Here is a 5,399-nt window from a genome sequence, read left to right as displayed (position 1 = left end):
GGGCGGGGGGGGGGTGTGACCTCGTGACCAGTCAGGAGATAGGTAAGCGTTTCTTTTCAGGACATGGGTCAGCCTTCCCGCGAAGAGGGTCAGGCCTCCTCGCCCGTCAGTATATCAATGGGGCGCACGCCCTCGGTCGAGAAGTCGAGCGACGCTATCGGGAAGCCCCCGAGCCAGACGGTCGCGCCGCCCTCGTCCGGCTGCACGCCGACGGTCAGGCCGCGCAGCGCCGAGCCGAGCCGGTACGGCCTGCCGCCCAGCTTGACCTCGCCCGCCTTGTTGACCTTCCTGGGGAGGTAGCCCATGGGGTATTCCAAATCGGCGGCCGGGTCGTAGGCGCGCCCCGACGGCGAGTAGACCTCGGACGGGGTGGCCATGCCGAGCGCCTCGTGCGGCCTCTCGCGGTTGTACTCCTCCGCCCACGCGTCGAGCGCCGCCTGGTTGGCCGCGACGCCCCCGGGCACGCGGCCCTGCACCTCGCGGCTCAGGTCGGCGTGCATGCGCTCGTGGGAGCCGTTCTGCCCCGGGCGGCCGGGCTGCGTCCTGTCCGGCACGATTCCGAGGCTCATCCACCACGCGCTGAGCGTGGTGAGGCCGAGGAACCCGGTTGTCGTGGCGAAGGGCGCGCCGTTGTCGCTCCTGATGACCCTCGGCAGGCCGAACCTCGAGAAAAGCCCCTCGAACCTCTCCCTGACCGCCTCGGCCGAGGCCGACTCCATCAGCCTGACCTCCAATATCGCCCTGCTGGCCAGGTCGCGCACGGTCAGCGGCAGGCACCTCTCGCCGTCGGAGACCCACCACCCCTTGAAGTCCACCGTCCACACGTCGTTGGGCGACTCGGCGGGTATCAGCCTGCGCATCGACCCCGCCGACCCGCAGGGCGCGGCGCGCACGCGGCGGGGCGCCACGAGGCCGGCCTTGCCCAGGACGCGGTAGATGCTGCTCTCCGACGGGGCGGGCCGCCCGGGGTAGGCGCGCGCGTAGAGCGCGGCTATCTTCCTCGGCCCCCACGTGGGGTGCGCCCGCCTGATGCCCAGCACCCTGATGACGGCGTCCTCGTCGAGCTTGGCGGGCGAGGAATGCGGCGCCCGGCTCTCGTCGGCAAGCCCCGCCAGCCCCGATTCCATGAACCGCCGCTTCCACTTGTGCCCGGTCTTTTCCGATATTCCGTACTTCTCGCACAAGGCCCTCACCGAGCCCCGACCGGCGAGGACGTCCTCTATGAACGCTCTCCTCTGTTCCAGCACGCTGGTCTCCTTCCACGGCATGCAGGGCCTCCTAACAGGCGTTTCTGCATATCGTATTCGGGCTTACCCATGTCCTGGAGCAGAAGGCTTACCTATGTCCTGAAGCTGGACAAACGAGAGGCGCCCGCAAACCTTGGAAGCGCCAGCGCATGCGCGATTCGTGGCGGGTTTTGACGGAAAACCGCTTTCAAAGCACGGCAAGAGCGAACCCAAGCGGACAATCCCACATGCAGCCTTCGCATCGTGACTGATCAGAATCCCGCACCGCGAGCAGCCTCGAGGCAAAGCCCAAGGAGAGGGGCGGATTTCCGTCAAAAACCGCCATCTTCGGGACGGAATCGGGCGCGAAGCGCACCCTGCACCAGCGCAGACGCAGAAACGCCCGCCGAAAGATCGCCAAGCGCGCGGCGGCACCCCGCCGCACGCCCCATCTCGAACGACTGCCGTTCGCAAACTCGGCCCGCAACCCCGAGCCCCGCACCGCCGCCCGATCAAAGCGGCAAGCACGACAGCGCGGCGCCCTATTCCACCGTTCCGTACACCTGGCCCCAGGCGTGCCCGCCGATAGCGGAGTTCAGCTGATCGCACAGCCGCTGGCGCGTGTAAGAGCCGGGAGGAAGCAGGTTGATGATCTCCATGAGGTCGCAGGGCATGTCGGCTGCCTCGGCGGCCACCACCACCTCGAGGCGCCGAACGGCGTCTTTCGGCCCCAGGTCGGCGTAGAGGGAATCGACGATATCCTGCAGCGCGCCGTAATGGGAGCTGCGCATCGTGTTCGCACCCGAGCGGGAGCCCATCATCGCACCTCCACGTCGGGGCGCACAACATCCGCGCCCTCGCTTGCCGCCACGAGCGCCCCGGTGTACGCCGGCGTCGCGTTGCCCGCGGCGCGAAGGAACTGCGCGCCCGCCGCACGCAGCCGCACGCCCGCCTCCACGAGCACGTCGGGACAGTAATAGGGGTTGGCATCCGTGGCGACGCCCTGCCGCGGATCGCACGTTCCCACCGCGAGCTGGGCGAGCACAGGCAGCCCCCCCGCCCCCGCCGCGCGACGGACAAGCGACTCGGCCACATCGAGCGGCGCAATCGTGGAGAATCCCACCACCGACGCCTCATAGTCCAGCATAACGCCGAGCGCGTCCTCGAACGATGCCCCGTCGATCGTACGCCCCTCGCCATCCACATCCACCGACGCGAACACCGGCGCGTCGCTCACCTGGCGCACGCCCATGAGCGCGCACTTCAGGTCGACAGGATGCGAGAACCCGTTGAGGAAGAACGCGTCGAAGGCCAGACCCGCGAACGAGCGCGCCGCGCGGGCGTATTGGTCACGGTTCTCGTTGAGCGACGCCTTACTCGTCGGATCGAGCGGCAATCCGCAGGGGCCGACCTCGGCAAACACGTGCTGAGGCTCGAGCTCCGAAGCCGCGGAGAGCGCCGCACGGGCCACCTCGTCCGCACGGCTCTCCATGCCGTGATGCGCAAGACGCGCCGGCGCGATGCCCTCCGTGCACGCAACGAGGCACTGCGCGCCGGCCATCTGGGAAAGCCGCAAGGCATCGCGCACGGCCTCCGACTCAACGAGACACGCGTACTCGAGATCGCGTTCGACGTCGAAACCCTGCCGGACGAGGACGGGCGCAACGGGACTGGACAGCACGAGCATGTCTCGGTGGAAACGCAAAGCGATATCGGGCATGGGAAATCCTTTCGTCGGCTTCGCATGATACCAAAACCAGCCGTCGCGTGGGCGCGCGAACCTCGTACCCGACGATGATCGAGCGAGCAAGCCCCTTGCGCTCCCAACGTCTCCGTTCGCGAAACGAGAACGGGGGCGACTTTCGCACGCCCTTCGTCAAGCATACGGCGACCGAACGCCCGAGGTCGCTCACCCTCACCCTGCCGCCGAGGTCGCCCACCCTGCCGTCGCCATACAGCGTCCCGTCGTCAAGCGCACGGACGCGCCAGGCACCCGCGATCCAGCCTCGCCTTTACCGTCGCAGCCATGCAGGCGACAAAAAGAAGAGAGCGATGAAGATGGGACGAAGTCAATGGGGAAGGCGGGGCCGAATAGCAGCGAGGAAGGCACGGGGCAGAACGGGAAATGCCCCATCTCCAGGATTTTGGCTCCGGCCTCTATCTGCCAGCTTCAATAAATGCATACGACCTGCCCATTCATTGAACTCCCAACGTCGTTACACAAGACGAACACGACCCGATCACATGTTTTTCAAGGCCTGCTTCTATAATGAGCCTTGCAAACGAAAGATTCCCCTCCTTTCAGTTTGTACTGCTTTTCCCTTATAAAGCAGTAGCGGTGCGAAGACACCGCATCATCCCCTCCTTGTGGCCCGGTGGAGCTCCCCTCTCCCCGGGCCGATCTGTTTCAGGCACGCTCAACGGTTAGAAGCAGCATCAGGCACAAGAGCCCCATCGATATCCGTTGCCGAGGCTTATAGGCAAAAATGGGATTATAGGCCAAAAAGTGTGTCCGGCTCAATCGTAATCGATACGGTACGGGCAGCTGGCATGCAGGTCGCTCCACTGAACCGCAGAACCCCACTGGCTCAATACTTGATCTTTTCGATTGTTATTTGCTGCTTGATAGAGACCTGCAATCGACTCGTCGGCAGGCATCTCGCGCAGGATCTCTGCAAAAGGCAAGGGGCGCTCGGTGCGCATGTAGCACCACCAGAAGACCGCTTTGATGCGCCTATCGAGCCTCATGCCGCGGTGCTCGTTCAGCACGACGCGCAGCTGCCTGTTGACTCCGCCCTCGATCGCGTTATTGGTCGCAGGAACAGTTCCGTTTCTTGTCAGCTCTTCGTCCAGATACGTGAACAAGGTGCCTGCCCGCGCGAGCTTTTCAAGGCCCCTGCGCGCGCGGCGCAGGCGCTCGTGCTTGAACACAGCCTTGCCCTCCACGATCGTCTTCTCTTTCAAGAAGCCCTCCCAGCGCGCGCACCAGCTGGAGAAGGAGGCAAGCCACTCGGCTGCCTCGTTGAGGCTGCCCACATGGAGCAGGTCTTTGGCGATGCCGTAGAGCTCGACTCCCGCCTCGGGCTTGGGCCTGGTCGTCGTCTGGCGCTTCACCTGGCAGAATGCATGGAAGGTGCACCTCTGCACCCGAGTGCGCCCCCATACGGCCCGCCGCGCTTTCTCGAAGCCCTGCCCGCCATCGGAGACGACGACGTCAGGAGCGGCCACGCGCGCCATGAGCGCCGCCCAAGCCTGTGAATTCTCGCTGCGAGCAAGATGCCAGCCTATGACGTGCTCTTGCGTGCACGCGATGAGCGCCACTGCCTCGCGACCCAGCCATATCCCGTCGACGAAGACGACGTGGTGCACCTCGTCGCAGACAGGAGCGAGCGGCCATAGCTTCCAGAAGCGCGCCGTTTGCCGGCGAAAGGTTCTTGCAGACATCCCCATCTCGGACTGCGTCTTCTTTGCAAGGAGCCAATCTGCAAACAGCTTGAGGAGCTTGGAGGAGTTGTCGTATCTTTGCGTGGTCGACGCACCGCAAGACTTGCAACGCCATCTGGTCGCCCCCGAGCTCGTCTTGCCGTTGCGTTTCGTTTCGCCCCCGCACGCTGGGCACAGTATCTTTTTCATCCCGTGATTGAACCACGAGAATACAAGAGCGCTGTTTGCAGCGTCTGACCTGCGCCGTCAAGTCAGAATCGGACACACTTTTTGGCCGGGTGGTTAAAACCTCGATTGATTTTTAACGTGCCTCTTTTTGCACCCTGAACAGGTGCTGAGCAATCAAAACGGACACACTTTTTGGCCTATAACCCTCAACGGTTAGAAGCAGCATCAGGCACAAGAGCCCCATCGATATCCGTTGCCGAGGCTTATAGGCAAAAATGTGTGTCTGGCGACCGTTCCTGATCATGCCTGCACCTAATCGCTGAATCGCGCTCGTGTGATCGCCCGCTGTGCAAGCAGCCCGCACCCGAAGAGAATGCGCCGAAAACGTGGATCACTCGTCTTGGTCGCATCCGCGCCCGTCGCGTCCCCGACGCGTACCGGGCAATTCGCAAGCAGACGACTTCGCACCTCTTCCGGACGTGATCGCCACGCTTCATCCTCTCGCGCAATCGTCTTTCGCCCCCAAGCGGCACCCCCTTAGCAGCAACCTCTCTATCACCC

Annotated in this window: 4 protein-coding genes; all 4 read right to left on the bottom strand. The window is 64.3% G+C overall.

Annotation, left to right across the window (positions count from 1 at the left end; all coding sequences use genetic code 11):
* Positions 1-89: 89 nt before the first annotated feature.
* Positions 90-1,247 carry an integrase core domain-containing protein gene (locus C2L80_RS13015; RefSeq protein ID WP_169999093.1) on the bottom strand — a complete coding sequence of 386 codons (1,158 nt, stop codon included), beginning with the start codon at positions 1,245-1,247 and terminating at the stop codon, positions 90-92.
* A 521-nt stretch (positions 1,248-1,768) separates the two neighbouring features.
* Complete coding sequence (locus C2L80_RS13010; protein ID WP_087198804.1) at positions 1,769-2,044, bottom strand: hypothetical protein; 276 nt, start codon at positions 2,042-2,044, stop codon at positions 1,769-1,771.
* The gene (locus C2L80_RS13005; protein WP_092200859.1) at positions 2,044-2,946 is read right to left on the bottom strand and encodes a homocysteine S-methyltransferase family protein; all 903 of its coding nucleotides are present in this window, start codon (positions 2,944-2,946) and stop codon (positions 2,044-2,046) included. The genes C2L80_RS13010 and C2L80_RS13005 overlap by 1 nt, the downstream gene beginning before the upstream one ends.
* 797 nt (positions 2,947-3,743) lie before the next feature.
* A complete protein-coding gene (locus C2L80_RS13000) occupies positions 3,744-4,859 on the bottom strand; it encodes an IS1249 family transposase (RefSeq protein ID WP_092200862.1) in 1,116 nt (371 codons plus the stop codon).
* Positions 4,860-5,399 lie beyond the last annotated feature (540 nt).

Source organism: Rubneribacter badeniensis, from assembly GCF_002899695.1.
GTDB lineage: Bacteria > Actinomycetota > Coriobacteriia > Coriobacteriales > Eggerthellaceae > Rubneribacter > Rubneribacter badeniensis.
Note: the sequence above shows the minus strand (reverse complement) of the source record. Positions and strands in the feature narration are given on the sequence as shown.